Source organism: Virgibacillus sp. Bac332, from assembly GCF_003667785.1.
GTDB lineage: Bacteria > Bacillota > Bacilli > Bacillales > Amphibacillaceae > Virgibacillus > Virgibacillus salarius.
Map to the genome: position 1 here is coordinate 21,273 of NZ_CP033047.1, position 19,262 is coordinate 40,534.

Sequence of the window (19,262 nt, forward strand, 5' to 3'; positions counted from 1 at the left end):
TTTTAATAAATACGTAAAAAGGGTAGAGTGATTTACTCTACCCTTCTAAATATTATGGTGCTGAAACTAAATTCCACGTTATCGTTGCTTTGTATGGTGTTTTGCTATTTGGATAATTAACATTGTCAACCTTTGCAGTAGCTGTATCTATTACCAAAGATAATGCATCAGTTGGCATCTGTAAGTCAAAAACTCCTGTACCTTCACCACTTGAAGCTTCTGCTACTGTAACTGTTCCATCATCTAGTATAGTTTTATTAGATAAAGAAATAGTAGGATTTCCACCATCTCCTCCGTTTACTTGTGTAATACTTTTAAAAGGTGAAATGCTCAAAGAACCTACAGGTAATTCATGAGCAGAAGTTCCATTCTTAAAACCGCCCTCTGGCTCTACCACTTTAAAATTAGTAGAAGTAGCATCTAATCTCCATCCTTCTTGCGTTCCCCTCAAGTCTGTTACACTAATAGGTCCATCAATTGATGTTGTCACTGTTTTAGGTTTTGCTCCTAAAGAAATGTTTCCAAAGGAAGTTATTGAAGTAGTCTCTAAAAAGAAATTACCGCCTTCTAATCCAAGATCTACATCCTCCTCAGAGGAAGTGTCCCCACCATTAGAATTATCGTCTCCCGAACCATCGTCATTAGAGCCACCATCTGTTGGAGGATCATTATCTGTTGTATCATCCCCACCTGTTGAACCATCCCCTGTTGAGTCCTCGTCCGATCCATCAGTACTACCTTGTACATTCCCAAATACCTCTATTTGGTTTACCTCTTGCGAGCGAAGGGAGCTATTATTTCGCATAATAAGTTGGTCGAATTCATCAGTACTATCCACAGTTAGGTACTGGTAGTTTTTCTGAGAAGTTTGTACTGAACCTACTACTTCGTCTAGTTCAGAATTATATAAGTCAACTACCACTGCATCGTCGTTTGTATTTACAGTATTTGATCGATGCAAGAAAACGTTTGTTGCTGTTACAAAATTACTCAGCTCAAGAGTTACCTTACTCTTAGTACCGATTGATAATCCAGTGCTTATATCGTTATCTAGCAAACTACCATAAGCGCTATCATCACTTGAAGTTACACTTAAACCATTATCAAATAACCCATCTTTATAAATAGTAACTGTTGACTCATCCTCAAATAATTCCATTTCTAGTAAAGTCAAAGTCTTATACTCTGATGAATTGGTTATTACTACCCTATCTGCTTCAACGCCTGGGTCAATTGGTACGTACTTCCCATAAGTATGTGGGGATTTATAGTCGCTTGAGTCTCCACTACCTACTTTGATATATTCTCCGTCTGCATTTCGCTTATAAAAGGTTAAAATGGCATCCCCATTCCTACCGTTAGCATAAAAAGCCTCAACGTGAATGGTTTGAGTTAGATCCATTGTTTTGGATTCTCCCTTAGAAAAGAACAGACCGTTACCATAAGTAGCAGATTCACTGTTATTAACCATGTTATCAAATTCAGAATCAGAGTTTAAACCGGGATATTTATCAAATAATCCATTGCTAAAATCGTACTTAGTATACCAATCCGAATACGCAAAAACCTGTGTTGACATAGTTAACGTTAGTAATACTGCCATTCCTATTGTTACTAGTTTTTTCATGTTAAATCCTCCATCTAATGTTTTATTTTATAAAGAGAAAGTGCTAAAAGCACCCTCTCTATTTGTTTCTATGGTGCTTGTATTAAGTTCCAAGTTAGTGTTGCTTCATAAGGTGTTATGCCATCGGGGTAATTAACCTCATCTAATTTTGCAGTAGTTGAGTCTACCACTAGAGAAAGAGCATCTTCAGCATAAGTAAGATCAAATTCTCCCATTCCTTCGCCTACCCTTGCTTCAGCTACCTTGACTGCACCGTCATCAATTAAAGTACTTCTATCTACCGTGTCTTTAGGAAGTACCCCTGTTCCTATACCAACTCTAGATATGTCATCTAAAGGTGATAGTGACAAAGAACCTACAGGAAGTTCATAAGCTTCCGTTCCACTTGCAAAACCACCCTCTGGCTCCACAACCTTAAACTGACTTGCTGATACGTCAACTCTCCACCCTCTTTGCAAACCTGTAGCATCTTTGACATTAAAGTTTGTTTCAAAGCTGGTTTTATGTGTTTCAGGTTGAGCTGTAAGTTCTAACTCTCCAAATGAAACTACGGGGGAAGTTTCTAGTTCTAATTCTCCTCCTACTAAATTAAAATCAGATATTTCTTCAGAGGTAACTGTATCCGCGAAACTCACTGTTGGAATTGATAATCCCACTACCATTAAAGATGCTGTTGCCATACCTATAACTTTTCCTTTGAAATTTTTCATTTAAATTGCTCCTTTTATTTTTAGATTTTATATAATACAAAACGTAAATCATTCTAAAACTTAAACACTCACTGTTCACAAAACGGTCCACCTCTTTGGTATTTAATTGTTCATATAAAAAGCCCCTATCAATTGATAGGAGCATAATTTACTCTATTGTTTTTGTTCCTTTGCGAAACCTTTAGCAAATTCAATCCAATTCTTCTCTAAATTAAAAACAACCTCTGTTTTGTAGGCCTTACCTTGCTTTGTCTTCAAACTAGCCATAACTTTCTTTCCAGAAAAAAGCTTTTTCGCTTCATTCTTCGTAACATTCTTCTTCCCTAATTTACTCAATCCATTTTTCCAAATAGTAGTGCTACATCCTTCTTTATATCCTGAACAAGAATAACCTTTACTATTTTCGTAAACGGGTTTTCCACACTTAGGACATTCCGCAATCACTTCTTTTTCCATATTTTTTTTAGAAGATAATATCTTAACATTCCCTTTGATTTCATCACCAATCTGTTTCACAAGACCTTCCAGCTCTTCGTAAAAAGTATCTTCACTTATCTCTTCTCTTTCGATCTGAGATAGCAGAGTTTCAAAAAATGAAGTAAGCTTTACACTATACAAAGAAAAATCTTCTGGCATCATTGCAATTAACTCTTTACCAAGTTCCGTAGAAACAATTTTATTGTTCTTCTTTTCAATAAATCCTCTTGCAACTAGTTTTTCAATGATTTCACCTCTTGTTGCAACTGTACCTATCCCCTCAACTGCTTTCATAATTTTTTTCTCAGCAACTTCATCTAAAAATTTAGATGCTTTTTTCATGTCTGACAGTAATGTTGCCTCAGTATATGGTTTGGGTGGCTTTGTTTCTTTTTCTATCAATTTGTATTCACCAATATCACTTAAATTCGTATGTTTTAGTAAACTTTCGGTGAGTTCTTCTCCATAAAGAGACTTCCATCCAAGTTCTATTAATACACTTTCTTTAGCTTTAAAGATATGTTTTTGGTCCATAAATGTAGCGACAGTTTCTTCTTTTACTGCACAAGGGAAAAACGCTGCAATAAATCGAGTAAATACTTCATCATATAGTATAGCCTCATCCCCTGAAATATTCTCAGCTACTTCTGATGTAATAATAATAGCTTCGTGGTCGGAGACTTTAGAAGGGTCTACAAATGACTGTTCAATTTTATACCCTCTTGAAATAATTTCATCAACCCATGAATGGCCAGCGTGTTTTTCTAATAGTCCAGGTAATTCTGAATCACTGGCTATATATGCGCTTGAGGTACGTGGATAAGTGACTAGCTTCTTCTCATACAGTGATTGTGTGATTTTTAAAGTATGCGCTGCACTCCACTTGTGCTTAGTATTCATCTCCCTTTGTAACTCCGTTAAATCAAAAAGTTTTTTAGGCTTTACTTCTTTATTTTGAGTAGAGATATCAAACTCTACCCGATCACCTAGAGATGCTAATATTTCTTTTGCGTTTTCTTTAGTATGTTGTATATCTTTATCTATTACTAATTCATATTTCATTCCATTTTTATCAGTAGCAGCAACTGAATAATGCACTACCTTAGAAAAGTTTTTGATAATGTGATCTCTTTTAACAACCATAGAAAGAGTTGGTGTTTGCACACGTCCTAAAGAAAGCACTTTCTGACTTTTGCTCAATTTAGTTACCATCATAGTGCTATTAATGCCAATCAATAGGTCTGATTCTTCTCTTAACTTTCCAGCTGTTGCTAACCCATTATAAAGTGATCCATCTTTTACATTTTTGAAAGATTTCCTCATTCCTTCTTTTGTCATATCCTGAATCCATAAACGTTTCAAAGGCTTTTCAACACCACTCATAGCATATATTTTTCTAAATATATGCTCTCCTTCTCTCCCCGCATCTGTAGCAATATATATTATATCCGTATTCTTCATTAACTTTTTAATTGTTATGAATTGCTTTTTCACACCTGGCTTATCTATAACTTTTAAAGGGATATCCTTCATAAAGAATGGAAGTTTATTTACATCTCCTTTCCACCCCCAATCTTCATTTATAGAATTAGGACTCACACAGGTAACAAGATGGCCAAAAGCAAAAGTATATTGTTTACCGTCCTCTCCTATATAATGTCCTTCAGCTTCTTTATATCCACCTGATAAAGCTGTAGCTAGATCTCTTGCTACACTAGGTTTTTCACATACAAATAATTCATTCATTTAAAATTCCCCATTTCTCATTCATTTAGCCAAGCTTTTACATTCGCTATCTATTTTCGCTTATCTCTCCACTCCATAATCCCTTTATCGCTTTCAATTCCTCATTTACCCACCTCTTTCAGCACTTTTTTCAAATTTTAAAGCCTTGCTTTTTAACCAAATTAATAATACTTTCCAAACTCATTACTTGTTTACGCACAATTGTCGGTCCATCTCCATCAAGTGAAAGCTCTACTTCAAATTCGCTTGCATTAGGTAAAAGGGATTTCAAACTATTTTCTAGTTCTCTAACATTCATGTTTTTATAAGTCATTTTCATTTGTTATCGCTCCTTAGTGTAACTCGATTGTATCCATCGCAAAATACATAGGGAAAAAGGCGTCTTTCTTTGTTTCATATTTTATTACCAAATTTTCGTTTTCTTTCTTTTGAAAGAGACTATAATGTATTTCTGTTTTAAGATAGGCTATTTCATCAATGTACCAATCATCCAATGATAATTTTTCAAATTCGAGTAGACTTATCAATCTACTATAAAACTTTTGTTGACTTTCTGGCAGATAGATTTTTTCTTGAACCAAATCTAATAGTTTAACACCTTTCAAAAATACACTATTAGATGTGATACTCTTAAAAGGAAAGGTTAATTGATCTTCAAAAATTGCATTCAGTGTTATAGAGTTTAAAATGCTATCTGTCTCAAAAGAATTATGCCCATTTTCATCACATTCGTAAGTAACGTAAGTTGGTACTAGTCGCTCGTTATCCATTACTTCTATCACAAAGTAATCAATCCCTAAATGGGACGTAATTCTATCAAAGCAATAAACACCTTCAATAGGCAATTCGCACAGTTCAAACTCACTTGGTATAAATCCTTCTTTCTCCATCATCAGTTCGATTTCCTTGATATGGTTATAATTTTTAGTAGAGAAGGGATAGTTTGTAGGTATCAATATTCCGTTCGTCTGATTCATTTTTCTCTCCTATCTTTTGTTTTTGACCTTTCCTTCATTAATCTTTTAAAAAAGAAACAGGGTTACTGCAGCTGTGAAAATTCCTGGTATTTATACCCAAATAAAAACAGAGTACACCAATAACAAATACTGTTTTGATGCACCCTAAGAATTTTTCTCTCCAAATTTGACACATATAAAATCAACATCTAAAGCCGAATTGATACTTTCCTCTATCTGACTAAACATCCTAATCAATTTTTATGACCTCTTCCTTACAGTTCAATACCCTGGTCTTTCTTTTTTTTTAAGGAATTGCTCTTAATAAATTTTAACTCGTTATTCCAATCCCATTTTTTTTGACCTGCTGGCATTTTAGGTATATCTGATTCAATTAGTGATTTACCGTCGCTTTTACGTTTTAAGTTCAGCTCTTGAAGTTTATCAACAAACTCCTTTCCTGCGCTATCGTTATCAACACATAGTACAATACTATCTAAAGTCCTTCCATTTTCCTCTAACTCAATTAAAGTATTCTTTAAGGTTCTAATTACTGTTTCTCCTTTTAAGCCATTCATGCTTTGTAAACGGCAATTCTTTAACTTTGATCGATTTAATGAGAAGTAACTTAATAAGTCAATTGAGGATTCAAAGAAATAAATTTTATCAGGATACCCCCTTGTTATATTAAATCCGCTATAGGTTGCATCTCTTGTAGTTGGTAATACTTTTTTAAAATACAATCTATCAGCATGGAATCTTTTTTCCAAAGGAATTATCCTAGTTCCTTGCAAATCTGCTCCAATTAACTTTCCTTTCTCTTTCCACTTAAACACAACATTTTTATATGAATCTTCTTTTATTAAATCTAATCGAATAAATGAATGGACCAAATCATAATCTATCTTCCTATCATGAACTAAATAATCAATTATGTTCTTATTAGTGCTTGATTCTGTTACATCATAATTAAATTCACTTGGATAGGATGGTTTAGGAGCTTCAAAAAGTGATAAATTCTTACCTTCCATATCAGTATTAATCTTTTTTACTGCATGCTGAAATGAAAAATCGTACATATTCATCAGATAAGTTACTGCATTTCCAGAAACATTTCTACTATTCCAGGAAAAATAATTCTTTTTAGAATTAATTACTAAGCTATCATGATCCATATGTCTATAGAAATTATTACTTTCGTTCTTTAGTGGCTCACCGATCAATAATAGATATTCAAGAACATTTATATTATTCGCTTTTTCTATTTCAGCAGCAGTAACTTTTATTTTTTCTTTAATATTGCTCATTTCTCAACCTCCATAATTATTATCTTTATAAATTCCCCCGTTCTTAGATCCCAAAAGAAAAAAGTAAATTATATATTTTCTTAGAAATAATCAAAGAATCTTCGAATATAGTCTTTAAATTGCGAAATGATAGCAATATCACTACCTAGGTTTAAATAATAAATTATACTCAATCCACATGTAAAAAAAGCTAACATCACAAATATTGATTTGAAGGGAATAAATAAATTCCTCCTTTTGTTAGTTACAGCACGATACCTAGCAGCAATCTGACTATCCCGCTTTACCTCTTTTTCTTTTTTTCTTAGCTCTTTTTCCATCTCTCTTTGCATCTTTAAACGTTCATTTTTTAATTCACCCATGAACTTTACTTTCTCGTTAGCTACCATGTTATGGATTTCTAATTCTTTATTTTTTCTTTCGTTCTTCTCTTTTCTATTAGACTGTAGTTTTACATAATAATTCTTTATAACACCAGCAGTATTTTTAATGCTTGTTATTAAGCCTCTAATAATTTTTTTGCAATACGTAATTGATAGCCGTTTTGCTTCTTCTAAATCCATCTCCTGGAGTTTTTCCTTAAAAGTTAACTTAGGAACTACTAATCTAGTGTGTAAATCGCTATTTTCAGAAACACTGCTATGAGTAGTATTAGAACTAATCTCTTGTTGATGTTGAACTTCTTCTTTTTCACTTTGAGCTTGTATTAACCCTGCTTTCATATCAGCTTCAGCTTTTTGGTTTTGCAAATCCTGAAGCTCCTTCTTTCTTTCTAATACTTTCTTCTCTGCCTCTGTTTCAACGCTACTTAATTCAATTTCTGCTTTATTAACCTCTTCTGCAACTTGTTTTAATCGAATTTCATGTTCTTCTGTTTTCCTTTTATCACGATCTCTCTTTTCTTCCATCAATTTAATTGCTTCAGCTTTTTCTTCCTCAAGTTTCCTTAGAGCTTCTATCCTCTGAGCTTCTTTGTACTCTTCTTCTTTTTCTTTTAGTTTTATTGATTTTTCTAATGACTTCTTTTCTTCTTGAATTTCCTTCATTTTTTGCTGATACTCTAAATCTCTCTGTAGACGATTCTTCTCTTCTTTTTTTAACTGTTGTAAAATATTATTTTTCTCTTCTTTAAGTTTTTCTAATTTATTTTTCTCTTCTGATTGACCTGTATAAGTAACTGAGCTATCACTTTCTACAATTTCCCTATTCTCTACTCTAGTTATATAATTAACAACTTGGCTTGGGGCATTAGAATTCTCTATAATTACTGAAAAGAGACTAGAGATATCTTTGTTTATGTTAATTCTAGAATTAAAGATTATTTCGCCTGATTCAGCTTCTATTATTTTATAACCAATTTTAATACTTTGTCCCGTTTGTTTATATTTGTATATTGCTTCTTGAAACATATCATTTGCTTTTACAAAAGTTAAAGCTTGACCAAATTCCATTCTTAACTTTTCAGAGTTTACGCCTTTCTTATAAATGATAAGATACATTGCTTCCCCCCCTTATCTTAAAAATTTTGTGAGTAAAACACGTGAACCCATAGACCCTAAAGACCCTGCACCTCTTGAAACAGCTCTTGATCCACCACCTGCATACCACATATTTTTTAATACAGAAGGTGTCTTTATAATTAACGCACCCGCACCAATAGCCAAGAATATATTCCCATTGGAAAAAACTGTATTTATAATCAATGTGACCAAAAACAACTTAACTAGCATCGAAACAATTATTGATAATAACTCTCTCCACCAAACTTGAAAGTAGTTATTATCATCAGCAATCATAGATAAGGAAACTGGCGCTACTAATACTTGCATAACTATATAGTCTGCATAAAATATACAGGTTGAAAACAAGAACATAGCAAACACAACACAGAAAAAAATTAGAACTATGATTAAAACAATTCCTCCAAAACCAGAAACGCCAATTGCACTCCCAGCTAATGCCGTTTTAATAACGGTATAAGCACCTTTCCCTTCAAAATCAGTTCCTGAAGATGAAAAATAGTTCGCTATTGGTAAAGCTATGTCCATCATAAGTATCTTAAGTATCCAAGGTAAAACCAACATAGCACCTGAACTTTTAATTACTCTTAAAAGAATTTCATCTAATGGATATTCTTGCGTACCATTTTGAGTATTGATGATGTATTCAATTATTTTGTATAAAGCTATAACAACAGCAAATACACCAGTAAACCAAGCAAAAAACGTCATCACATTGTCTACAAAACTGGATTCAGGTAAGTTAAATACAAGTTTGTTTATTAAAACCAGAATCCATTCTATAAACTCCTCTACCCACCCATTAAGAGTGTCTTCAATTACCTCTTTTAATTTATCACCTATCCAATCAAACATTAAATCACCCTCAATTCACGTGTTCTTTTTCACCTTCATTAGAAATAGAATCTAGAACACTAAGAGACTCCTGATACTCCTGGTATTTATTCATTTCTTTTCTTACTTCAGATAGTGTTTCATCCTGCATATTTTGTTCCTCAATATCGTGATCTTCTCCAAAAATATCCAAGCCTTGTTTATCCTTTTGGTGAGATTCATATAAGGAAATATCTTTTTCTCTTTGCTCTTTAGCTGCACTACTAGCTTTCCGTTTATAATCCATTTGAGATACTTCAAATCCCTCTACAAAATCAGGGAAAAGCTCGAATTGCATTGCTTTTTTGGCTTTTATTGGATGCTTTCCCGTTATAAAAACCAAGCTTTCAAATTTAGACATTCTCTGAATTTCATCAGCATTCATAAGCGTTCTTTGCGAATAATTATAATTCGAGTTACTTGAAGAACTACTTGTACTTCCTGAGTTTTTATTTAGTGAACGCCCACCAGTGTCTACTTTCACTGTTGCTTTACCAGTCATATTACTAAAGTAAGTAGCTGTGGTTTCATTAACATTCCCTAAGCAAATTTTAATAGCACAATTTCCAAGAATAGATTCAGCTTTATCTTTTCCGTACTTATCTATCATTTGAGTATGGTTTTGTAAGATTGTGCAGCAAGCTATTCTATACCCTCGACAAGTTGCTAGGAATTCCTCATAATCATTAAACTTACCAAGGTTTGGAAATTCATCTAATAAAAATAGTATAGGAACAGGTAACTTAGCCCCATTCTTATCTCCTAAAATATATAATTCCTGGAACATCTGAGTGAAAAATAGATTGATCAATCCCTCCCATGTGGAATCCATTGTGGGAATTAATACATATAAAGCAATTTTTTTCTTTCCAACATCTTCAAAGAAAAAATCATTATTCTTGGTGAACTCTGAAACTTCATCATCTACATAGTCACCGATAGTGGTAAGCAAGCTAATAATTATACTAGCTCTCGTATTTTCTTGTGATTTTTTAAACCCTAGTTCATAACTTCTTCTCGCAGGATGTCTTTTATGAAGAGACATAAATTCCATATCTAGCAAACTTTCACCTGCTGAATTTTCTTCTGGATCAAATTCCTGCAAGAAATCTAATATCCCTTCCATATTTCTTTTATCTGGGTGGAACTCCATTTTCGCAAAAAGAATTAGTGACTTTAGAAGTCCTAATTGAGAATTAAACCAAATATCTTTCCTTTTGGGATCATTTTTTGCGCTCACAACTGTATTGGCAACTGTAGTAGCATCTAAATTTCTTCTTACATACCCAAAGGGATTATAATGGTCCGATAAATTCATATGCTTAAAGTTAACAACTCTTACTTCGTATCCTTGAGCCTCTTTAATTTTCGCAGTCTTTTCATATACTTCTCCTTTAGGATCAGTAACAACAATACTGCAATCTGTATTATTAATTACATTGGTCAACACAAAGGATTGAGTTTTAAATGAACCAGGACCACCTACCACATAGGTGTTTCTATTTGCTATCTTACTTTTTTCATGTTGTATTAAGACCTTCTTATCTTTAACCCCCAACACGATTCCACTTGTACTATCTGGCAACATAGATTATTCAACTCCTTAATGTTTTCTTTATGGCTTTCAACATATTTTCAGCTGGATATATTGTAATGTCTTCTGGTACTTTAAAAATCTCCTTTTTTTTAGCCCATCTCGAAGTACCTTGAACACCGTAAGTATCACTTACATTCTCATAGTCTTTTGTTTTTGTTTTATAGATTAGATAAACAAATAACAATAGGGCCGCACCCATTGCTACAAATAACAAAGGATTTTGATTTACTAACATTTGATTAATACTATCTATTGGATGAAAAATAATGTTCGTAATGTATTCATTAAGTAATTCCGGTCTAAATTCAGTTTTATACTGCGCTATAAAAGGAATAAACCCTGCAATAAATAAAGATAAATAGAACAGAAATACAAAGAAAAACGTAAATAAAACAATTTTTAATTTCAACATTAACACTCCTTTAGCTTTCAGCCATTGAAGCAAATGTTCCAAGTATCTCTAGAGAAACAATTTTTTGTTTCCCTTCATGCTCGGTGACTTTCACTTCAAATATTTGCGTTGTCTCAGGACTATCAAACCCATCTATTACGTAGGACGTATCTAATAAAACAAGCCCAACAATTTCATTATTGTGGGCTGTCAAGAACAATTTCATATCATTTATGTGATTTTCAAAATTAACATTAGGGACTTCAGGTATACCAGCTGTCGTTAACTGTCCATATACACCCTCACTTACAAATTTTTCTATTTTTTTAAATCTACCTTTATAGTTGGTAGAATCATATTCGTATTGTGTCTTGAAAAATTTTGTAACTAATTCTTTGGCATCTTGATTATTAGTTAGTTTCTCATTTTTTATGGTACTCTCAGCTTTATTTAAAGCTGTTTCTAAGCTTTTTAACTCTTTTTGTAGTTCTGTATTGTCTAAATTAATTTTCTCTAGCTCAGAGCCTTTATTTACAACATTAAAAGCTAATGCTATGTTAGAAAATATAGAAATTACAAAAACAACAGAGATTGGAATTATAAATTTTAGTTTCATTCAATTGCTTCCCTTCAATAAAAATTAATTGCTTCAAGTTCTCCTTCGGCTTCCTCAATTCTCATATGGATAGCCATATTCCATTAGAATAATATAATCTCTTGTCAAACTACTTGGAGCATCTATAACGCTAATTGCATCGAATTTCATTCTCTCCCTTTTTTATTTTACAACTCTTCCAAAACCAGCAAAATGTTGTTTCCAATAACCTTGATTCCAGTTAGAGTATCCAATACCACTATTGCTTGCATTAAACATTCTTTGACTATCTACATAAATACCAACATGTGTAATAGCATTATCTGGTCGGCTTGAATTTGTTCCTTTAAAGAAGATTAAATCTCCTGGTTGCGGATCTGCAACAGGAATTGTATGAGAATGTTGTTCAGCTGCTGTCCTTGGAAGATCATACCCTAATAAGTTAAATGAATATTGAGTTAGACCACTACAATCAAATCCAACTTTAGGATTTGAACCTCCCCATATATAAGGCCATCCATTATATTTTGAAACCTCACTCATTAATGATTGATAGACTTCTGGTCCTAAAGATGATGCATTTACATTACCGATATCACCGCCTCCTGTAGAAATAGGAGACACATATTGTTGAATTAACATAACGTAATACATATTCCCGTATTTATAACGATAGTTATCATTGAAATCAGCTATAGGATTGCTGTAATTAACCCTTACACCATTTGCTTGATTTTTAGAGAATTCACTTGAAAGATCAAAAGTATACATCTTTCCATTATTATTAATGTAATTGTTAAAACCAGTCCCATAATTGTAACTTTGGATAGGAGTCCAATAATCAAGTCCTTTTTGTTTTGCATCTTCAACAACAGAAGCAAGATGTTTAACTCCTGCATCAATCGACTCTATAGGATCTGTTAAAGTATTAGGAGGTAAGCCTAATGATTCTGAGCTTTGCATGATGTCTAATGCAGTGCCCCTTGTTTCTACCATTATGATTGCAAGTATCACTTGTGTATATTCGGGTATACCATATTTATTAGCATACTCTGTAACAACAGGTTTCCACGCTAAAACGACTTCATCAATACTTGCAGTACCAGCGCCACCCGAATCTCCCCCATCTATCAGCATGAAAACACCTAATATCATAATTAAAAAAAAAGCTAGTGCAATAATCACTAACTTTTTCCAATGTTTAGCTGCTTGTTGGGCAACAGTTAAGGCTACTTTACTAGTAACAATGTTCATCGAGTATCCATCCCTATTTCCTCATCTAATTTTATGATTTTCTTTTGAACTTCTACTAACTTATCTTCTAAAACTTTTATTTCTTCCTCTTTTTTCAATTTATCTTCTTCGTTTGGTTCTAATGAGTTTTCTTCTTGTTTTAAATTAGCTATTTGATCGTTGAGATTTTTGACTTCTATTTCTAAGTCAACTTTTTTGATATAGCCATCGATTTCTTTTAACTCTTCTTTGGTAAAATTATATACTTCAGAATTATCGTTCCTCATTCTTTCAAGAACATCTTTAGCAGGACCGTAACTATCATGTTCTATAAATGATAATGCTAACCTTTTTAATGTCCCCTTATCTTCAATAAGTGGTGCTTGGGCTATTAAGTTATCAATATCAAATTCTAATATCTCTTTTTCATAGGTTAGAAACGTCGATTCTGATTTTAGATCCAATATCTTTTCTTTTTGATTAATTTTATACAAATGCTTAACTACATCATGTTCAATGTCCTGATCATATGCTATAGCTTCATCAAATTTCCCTGCTTTCAATAGCATCTTAGCAATCTCTAAAGACGATTCCCCTTTATCTTCCATCAGTTTCACTGCTTGATCAGTATCCCCACTAGATACTGCTAGAATTAAATCGTTTTCAGCTTCTGCATCAATCAACTCTTGCTTAAACTCATTTGCCATCTTTTTTTCAATTTGTTTCATTCCACCTACAAAAGCAAACAACAGTAATAGTACTCCTATTATTCCGAACAATATCTTTCTTTTAATTCCTCTTTTGCGACTCGTTTCCTGAAATTGCGCTTTCTCATAAAACTTTGTCTGCTCCTCTTCAAGCTTATCATCAATAAGTGCTCTTAAATCTGTTATCGATGTAGCTGCATTAACAGCATACATGAAATCATCATTCTCTTTTCTTAATAGAATATCTTTGTTAATTAAAAATCTTTTATAGGAATATTTATTACTATATAAGCCTAAAATAAATAGTTTATATTGGTCTATCGTAGATATATCCTTATGATATGGTAAGTACCCATTAGACCGATAAAGGATTTTTATATCTTTAAAGCTCTTAAAAAATATATTATTGAAATCTAAATATGTCATTCCTTCAGATTCCAATAGAGGGTCTATAGATAAAAAATTCTTGATTAATTGTAATTTTATTACCGAGACATATTTTTTTGCTTTTTCGATTGGTTCATATTCCTCTGGAATATCATAAACTAAGTAAATCTTGTTATTTTGCCTACCTATACTCTCAACATCAAAAAAGCCTGGCAATGAATGTTCCAGGTCTTCAATATCTTCAAAGCTAGCTACTCTAGTAAACTTTTCGTCAATCTCAATCTTGTACTCCCTTTTATTAATATATAAAGTAAGATTGTCCATCATTGTTATTTTCTTCACCTAAAATCCCTCTACTTTATTCAATTCATTAGTAATTTGACTGATTTCATTATGAGAAAGCAAAATTTTCTCAGACCAATCAGGTTGTTTTTTAGAATTTTTCCCTGTTTTTTCTTCGTAGGCTTTAGGATTTAGTATTCTAAGTTCTTCTTCAGTAAGTTCATTCTTTAGTAACGCTCGTTGTGCCCCATATAGAATTAATGCCTCTCCTTGCTTCTTAGCTTTTAAGAAGTGGATCTCTTTGTCTGATAAAGGAATTTTTAGCCGATTTATAACTTGCTCTACTTCACGAGGATCGAAACCAAACATAATTTTTGTGTAACTGTTACCAACAATGGCTTCACCAATACCATCTGGAGCATCAAGAACATCCTGAATTTGTTGAGTTGTTACAGTTGCGCCAGCATTATATTTTCTAAAACGTTTATATGCTTGATGAAAGAATTCAGCACTTTCTGGATTTTTTAAGAGAAAGTGGAACTCATCACAAAATAGCTCGTCTGATTGTGATTTATTACTTGTAAAAAGTTCCCATAGATAACTAAATGTATTTAGATAGGCTGCTGCTTGTAAGTCCTTTTCTGTTTGAAGTGGTTTTAGGTTAAAGGAAATAATTTTTGCACTCATATCTACATTTGTATAACCGCTAAAAAGAGTACTAGATCCTTCCACCATATCTTCCAAAATAAAACAATACCGTTCAACTAGTTGAAACTTTTTAGGTTCGACATCTTTTAGTGCTTTTAAGGATGTAAGGAGATCGCTCAAGATTGGCCAATCCTCGTGTCCCATCTGATCTAAATCCTTCTTCTCCCTAAATATATCAAAAAGTTTCATTGATACATTTGATATAACTGACAATTGTACCTCGTCCATGTCTGGCATATTTACTTTATGAAATCCTTTTAAACGATTCACTTTTTGCCGTATTAAATTGTCCACTTCTTCATCTGTCAATTGCCTATCTCTTATCAATCCGTCCTCATCTGAATCTAATGCTTGAGATATAATCTCAAAAGGATTCATACGGCTAGGACTTGCACTAGATAAGTCAATAACTGTGCCTCCATACTTAATTACATCATTTGAGTACTCATCTTCTGGATCAATGATGTAAATATTATCCTCACCTTCGGCAATTTTCCTAAAGATATTACATTTTAGATATGTTGATTTCCCACCACCTGATGTACCTAAAACAACCTTATTTCGATTTAGAGTTCTTCCACGATCCTTATAATCAATTGCTATCCAAGAGTTCGTTTCTTTATTTATTCCTTCAATAGAAGAAGTAGGAGTTAAATCACATATTTCATTATCGTCAAAGGGAAAAAAAGAACTAGCACTTACGGTATTTGTCATTGCGTATGTGTATTCTTTCAAGCGATTAATACCAATTGGAAACGAAGAAAAATATGCATCAGAAAACTTCCGATAAGGTGCTATAGCTTTAAGTTTTGTCTTTATTAAGACACTGTTTAAGCTTTCTTCTAATGAGGCTAGTTCACTTTCTGAGTGTGCTTGTAAAAGAATATATGTGTATAAGTATAGAAATGCGCTCCGCTCATCCAAAGACTCACTAAGCTGTCTTTTTGCAGTCTTTATTTCTCTCGTAAGAATTTCCTTTCTTTTATGATCCAAAGTTCTTAATAATTCAGCTTCTTTATTCTTAACGGTATCATTGTAGTGCTTTGTCAGTACTTCTCCATTGGCCGACTCTAAATGTTGAGTAATAGTTATATTACCTTTTAATCTTTTTAAAGGAGAAAGCCAGTTCCCCATCGGCGCAGTAGGATAACTTAAAACAACATAAGGTTTAATGTAATTTCCACTCGCAGCTATATGTTCTCTATTTAATTCAAATACAAATGGATATCTGCTTTCCACTACATCTTTATCTATTAAACCATTTATTTGGTTTTCTTCTTGATTATTGCTTTCTTTTTTGGTTTTCTTATCAAGAAATGATAATAACCGCATTATTTCACCTCTCTTATTGATGATAAATCGATGTCCTATAGTCTAAGAATTGATGTAATACCGAGAGCATTTCGTTTGCACTTAATGCTTCTTGATGACTGTCATATGCGCTTAAAACTTGATGAATAGATCTCATTATTTCTGTCCTTTTTTCTATCAACTTTGACTCAGCCTCTTGCAAGTATTCCAATGTCGGTTTCTTTAGCTTCTCTTTTAATATAATAAAATGAGCTTTTACAGCCATACTTAAATCTGTTTCTGTTTTTTGATATTCATACAGATAACTAGCTCGTAACTGTCTAAGGTTTTCATTGACTTCTGTATCTTGTGTAGACTTTATATGTTGTATTTTCCATTTTCTTAGATAGTCGCCCATTTTTATAGGTATTGTCATTGATACTGTTTCAGGCTGGTAATGAATATTTTGAGCTAAAAATGCCCCATACTCGTCAAAGATAGAATTTTGTTCATAAAGTGATAAAAGATCAAAATTTATTCCTTTTACCTTTACCATAGTTATAAGGGCATGTTCCTTTAAGTAGATAAAATCGGAATATACACCTTCTATTGGACTTTCATCATTGAAGTAAACTTCTTCCGTACTCAACTTAATCACCCCTAATTTTATTCATAAAGATTATTTTTTGGTTTAATAAAAATTATCTTTTTTTTCTTTCTATACCCTAGGAATTCTTTTATATAGTCCTTAGCTCTTATATTATCCCTAAATTTAACAGGTCTATAATTCACATAAACAACTGGAGCAATTATAATTAGAACTATAATTACAGATTTAATTAACCAAAAGAACACTGAATCATATGGAGGGATAAAGCCAACTCCAACTGAAATTAATAATGCAGGTGCTATATAAATTAATAATTCTTTTAGCGTCATATTGGCTAATATTTTATATTGATTATCTACGTTCTTTGGGAAGAACCATTTTCTACCCTTTTTAGAGTTAGAATCGATTATTTCTAATAAAGCTTCCTTCACTTGTTCTAAATCCATTTCAAGTACCTCCTAAAAGGGAGAAAGCATTACAGCTTTCTCTATAACATGATCATGTAAATAACGAATACATCCAAGGTATTATCCAAATGAGTGCAGCTGCAGCTGCAATAGCAAGTAATACTCCTCCAATACTCTTCCACATTTCATTTTTCACATGTGGGTCATCTATACCAGGTAAATGTTTTATAAGAATTTTTAGTGCTGCTACAATGCCTACAACAACTACTATCCCGGTAAGAACAGTTTGAATAGCTGTTACACCAGATTTTATTTTAGACTGAACTTGTCCAGTAGATGCTGCAAAACTAACGTCTGGTGCTATGATAAAGAATGCAATGGTAACAGCAATAATCAATAACATCTTTAAATAACCTTGATAATTTTTACTTATTGATAACATCTTTCATTTCTCCTTTAGAAAAGGGAACGTACTGAAAAGTACCTTCCCTTTTGTTTTACTCATAATTGTATTTCTTCTACTTTTTGTGATTTAGGATTTACATTCAGGTTTTTACCTTGCTCTTGGTGTGAATTTTTCATAAAATTATATACAGAATTATATGTTTCTGGATTTTTATTTTTTATCTCATTTACAAAGACTTTTAATCCCGCATTCTGTTTTTTTAACTTCTCTATTTCTTTTGATTCAACAGAAAATATCTTACTTAATTTTTCTTTAAATCCTTCCTCAATTTTTGGTATATCAGCATGGGATATTCCTTCAATGCTATCAGAGAAGTCATTTACTAACTTCTCTACCTTCTCAAAGTGTTGCTCTAATAATATTTTGATTTTAGGATTTACAGATGGATATTGGCCATTTTCCTCTAATAATGTTTGGACTTCTTTGATTTCTTGATCCACTGTATGTTTAAGGGGATGTTCTGGTTGGTATTTAGATGACGAGAGTATCTTCTCGTTTTCCTTCATGGCCATCTCTTTATTAAGATTGTAATACTGGGCAGCTTCATTTAAATCAATTTTAAAGTCATTCTTTGAGTCTAATAATAACTCTGCTGCACTAAAAGGAGGGAAAGTGTCTTTAACAACTTCTTTCCCACTGTTAGCTATGCTTGTGAGGACATCTGGATTAAACCACTCATAATCATCACCAGTTTGACCGAAAATAGAATATAAATCATCTTCAAATTTCTCTTGTGATTCATAAATTGTAGTTAGATGCAGTATTTCTTCCAACACTGCTTTATCTTCTTCAAATAACTGATCAGCATTGCTTACTTCACATGCATCCAAGACATAACTTTTGATTTGTTCTTGAGCTAATGTTCCAGTAAAACTTAAATCACCTTCCCCACCAATTAAATAGTGCTTACCTTCAAGTGGATAAACAGCATTTTGGCTACCTTCACGTGCCTCCAACTGTTGTGCTTTTATTTCCTCTAATCCTTTCAGGAAATTTTCATAGGTTGGTATTTCATATAACTTATTCCTCACTTTCTGGTACTCCCCTTCAATTAGATATTAGCCAATTGTATCGATTTTACTGTTCATAACATCTATCAGTTGCTGGAATACTTCTGGTAAAGCTACATATAGAAGGCTACCTATAGCAACACCAATAATTAACGAGTAAATTCCATTAATACTTCTATCTGCATTTGCTTCAAAGCTCATTTAACTCACCTCCTTCAAATATTTTCCTATCTCATGATTGCCCGATATGACTTAACAGCACTATCCTTTATTACATCCATATGTTCTATGGCAATGGAAAGGATTGCTATTAGTACAATTACACCCGAAATAAAGAATATATTTCTTGCCATATTGTTCATC

20 protein-coding genes are annotated in these 19,262 nt (G+C 32.7%); all 20 read right to left on the minus strand.

Annotation, left to right across the window (positions count from 1 at the left end):
• Positions 1–52: 52 nt before the first annotated feature.
• The gene (locus D9782_RS22375) at positions 53–1,627 is read right to left on the minus strand and encodes a WxL domain-containing protein (protein WP_121605983.1); all 1,575 of its coding nucleotides are present in this window, start codon (positions 1,625–1,627) and stop codon (positions 53–55) included.
• Between the two features lie 68 nt (positions 1,628–1,695).
• A complete protein-coding gene (locus tag D9782_RS22380; RefSeq protein WP_121605984.1) occupies positions 1,696–2,337 on the minus strand; it encodes a WxL domain-containing protein in 642 nt (213 codons plus the stop codon).
• Positions 2,338–2,490: 153 nt separating this feature from the next.
• Entirely contained in the window at positions 2,491–4,560 is a 2,070-nt protein-coding gene (locus D9782_RS22385; protein ID WP_121605985.1) for a DNA topoisomerase, read from the minus strand.
• Positions 4,561–4,690: 130 nt separating this feature from the next.
• Complete coding sequence (locus tag D9782_RS22390; protein WP_121605986.1) at positions 4,691–4,879, minus strand: hypothetical protein; 189 nt, start codon at positions 4,877–4,879, stop codon at positions 4,691–4,693.
• Positions 4,880–4,892: 13 nt separating this feature from the next.
• Positions 4,893–5,537, minus strand: coding sequence for a hypothetical protein (locus D9782_RS22395; RefSeq protein ID WP_121605987.1), 645 nt, complete (start codon positions 5,535–5,537; stop codon positions 4,893–4,895).
• A 254-nt stretch (positions 5,538–5,791) separates the two neighbouring features.
• Positions 5,792–6,823 (minus strand): DUF3991 and TOPRIM domain-containing protein, encoded by a 1,032-nt coding sequence (locus tag D9782_RS22400; protein WP_121605988.1) that lies wholly within the window; start codon positions 6,821–6,823, stop codon positions 5,792–5,794.
• 80 nt (positions 6,824–6,903) lie between these two features.
• The gene (locus D9782_RS22405) at positions 6,904–8,322 is read right to left on the minus strand and encodes a hypothetical protein (protein ID WP_121605989.1); all 1,419 of its coding nucleotides are present in this window, start codon (positions 8,320–8,322) and stop codon (positions 6,904–6,906) included.
• Between the two features lie 12 nt (positions 8,323–8,334).
• Positions 8,335–9,198 (minus strand): conjugal transfer protein TrbL family protein, encoded by an 864-nt coding sequence (locus tag D9782_RS22410; RefSeq protein ID WP_121605990.1) that lies wholly within the window; start codon positions 9,196–9,198, stop codon positions 8,335–8,337.
• A 10-nt stretch (positions 9,199–9,208) separates the two neighbouring features.
• Entirely contained in the window at positions 9,209–10,804 is a 1,596-nt protein-coding gene (locus tag D9782_RS22415; RefSeq protein WP_121605991.1) for a VirD4-like conjugal transfer protein, CD1115 family, read from the minus strand.
• A 7-nt stretch (positions 10,805–10,811) separates the two neighbouring features.
• Positions 10,812–11,222 carry a hypothetical protein gene (locus tag D9782_RS22420; RefSeq protein ID WP_121605992.1) on the minus strand — a complete coding sequence of 137 codons (411 nt, stop codon included), beginning with the start codon at positions 11,220–11,222 and terminating at the stop codon, positions 10,812–10,814.
• A gap of 13 nt (positions 11,223–11,235) precedes the next feature.
• Positions 11,236–11,820, minus strand: a complete 585-nt coding sequence (locus tag D9782_RS22425) for a hypothetical protein (RefSeq protein ID WP_121605993.1) — start codon at positions 11,818–11,820, stop codon at positions 11,236–11,238.
• A gap of 162 nt (positions 11,821–11,982) precedes the next feature.
• Entirely contained in the window at positions 11,983–13,053 is a 1,071-nt protein-coding gene (locus D9782_RS22430) for a bifunctional lytic transglycosylase/C40 family peptidase (protein ID WP_121605994.1), read from the minus strand.
• Entirely contained in the window at positions 13,050–14,468 is a 1,419-nt protein-coding gene (locus D9782_RS22435; RefSeq protein ID WP_121605995.1) for a hypothetical protein, read from the minus strand. Before D9782_RS22435 ends, D9782_RS22430 begins: the two co-directional genes overlap by 4 nt.
• On the minus strand, positions 14,469–16,448 hold the full coding sequence (locus D9782_RS22440; protein WP_121605996.1) for a VirB4 family type IV secretion system protein: 1,980 nt from the start codon (positions 16,446–16,448) through the stop codon (positions 14,469–14,471).
• Positions 16,449–16,461: 13 nt separating this feature from the next.
• Positions 16,462–17,055: a hypothetical protein gene (locus tag D9782_RS22445; protein ID WP_121605997.1), complete on the minus strand. Its 594-nt coding sequence runs from the start codon at positions 17,053–17,055 to the stop codon at positions 16,462–16,464.
• A gap of 17 nt (positions 17,056–17,072) precedes the next feature.
• On the minus strand, positions 17,073–17,462 hold the full coding sequence (locus tag D9782_RS22450; RefSeq protein ID WP_121605998.1) for a hypothetical protein: 390 nt from the start codon (positions 17,460–17,462) through the stop codon (positions 17,073–17,075).
• Positions 17,463–17,514: 52 nt separating this feature from the next.
• Positions 17,515–17,865, minus strand: coding sequence for a CagC family type IV secretion system protein (locus D9782_RS22455; RefSeq protein WP_121605999.1), 351 nt, complete (start codon positions 17,863–17,865; stop codon positions 17,515–17,517).
• A gap of 59 nt (positions 17,866–17,924) precedes the next feature.
• Positions 17,925–18,920 (minus strand): hypothetical protein, encoded by a 996-nt coding sequence (locus D9782_RS22460; RefSeq protein ID WP_121606000.1) that lies wholly within the window; start codon positions 18,918–18,920, stop codon positions 17,925–17,927.
• Between the two features lie 27 nt (positions 18,921–18,947).
• Positions 18,948–19,100, minus strand: coding sequence for a hypothetical protein (locus tag D9782_RS23270; RefSeq protein WP_162986503.1), 153 nt, complete (start codon positions 19,098–19,100; stop codon positions 18,948–18,950).
• Between the two features lie 26 nt (positions 19,101–19,126).
• Complete coding sequence (locus D9782_RS23855) at positions 19,127–19,261, minus strand: hypothetical protein (RefSeq protein WP_256365772.1); 135 nt, start codon at positions 19,259–19,261, stop codon at positions 19,127–19,129.
• Between the last annotated feature and the right edge of the window lies 1 nt (position 19,262).